This window comes from Microvirga sp. KLBC 81, from assembly GCF_003075415.1.
In the GTDB taxonomy this organism is placed as follows: domain Bacteria; phylum Pseudomonadota; class Alphaproteobacteria; order Rhizobiales; family Beijerinckiaceae; genus Microvirga.
Genome location: NZ_QDAH01000271.1, coordinates 1 through 1,006 on the forward strand (window position 1 = coordinate 1; position 1,006 = coordinate 1,006).

1 pseudogene is annotated in these 1,006 nt (G+C 64.0%); it reads left to right on the plus strand.

The features are described 5' to 3' along the window. Positions 1–50: 50 nt before the first annotated feature. A pseudogene (locus DC522_RS33700) lies at positions 51–791 on the plus strand (IS110 family transposase); the annotation flags it as partial. Positions 792–1,006 lie beyond the last annotated feature (215 nt).

Sequence of the window (1,006 nt, forward strand, 5' to 3'; positions counted from 1 at the left end):
TCTCCAGCGAGCGGGTGAGTTGACACCGGTCTGGGTGCCGGAATGAGGCGCATGAAGCCATGCGTGACCTGATCCGCTTGCGCAGCACTGTGCGACAGCTGGTGACGCGGGCTCGTCAGCATCTGCAAGGCTTCCTGCTGCGGCACGGCCGCTCCCAAGGGTCTGCGAGAGCCCGGAGTGTGGCCTACCGCCGCTGGCTGTCGACACTCGCCTTCGACCATCCCGCCCAGCAGATTGCCTTTCAGGATTATGTCGATGCGGTCAGCAATGCGGAACGACGGCTCCAGCGGGTTGAGGAGCAGATTCATGCGCTTCTGGGCCAGTGGACTCTTTGTCCTGCCGTTGAGGCCCTGCAGGCTCTGCGCGGCATCGCTCTGATCAATGCCGTGGTGCTGGTCAATGAGGTCGGCGACTTCACCCGCTTTGCCAACCCGCGTCAGCTGATGGCGTATTTCGGCCTGGTGCCGGGCGAACGCTCGACGGGCCGGACAGTGCGGCGGGGTGGCATCACCAAGACCGGCAATTCGCATGCCCGTCGAGCGCTGGTTGAAGGTGCCTGGGCTTACCGCCTGAAGCCGCGGGTCGGTCGCCACAAGGTTGACCGGATCGAGGCCCTGCCCAAGCCGGTGCGCGAGATCGCTTGGAAGGCGCAGGTGCGGTTGTGTGCCCGCTATCGGCGGCTGACCGTTCTGGGCAAGACCGCCAATGTGGTCACTGTCGCCATCGCGCGGGAGATGGTCGAATTTGTGTGGACGATTGCCTGCATGGTCCAGTTGCCAAAGGCCGCGTGAGCATCTTCCGCAACCATCCAGCAGGGGAGGATCACTGAACACAGAGCAGAACCCTCGGGGCGGTCCGTGGCGCTGGGGGTGGGACAATGCCGGGGAGCCCTCGTCTCCACTATGAGCCTGTGATGCTCACCCTCTAGAGCGAGGTAGCCCCAAACGCAGCAAGGTCATGCGGGTCAACCCGCAGATGAGAGTTTGTTGACCGACGTTGGCGTCCC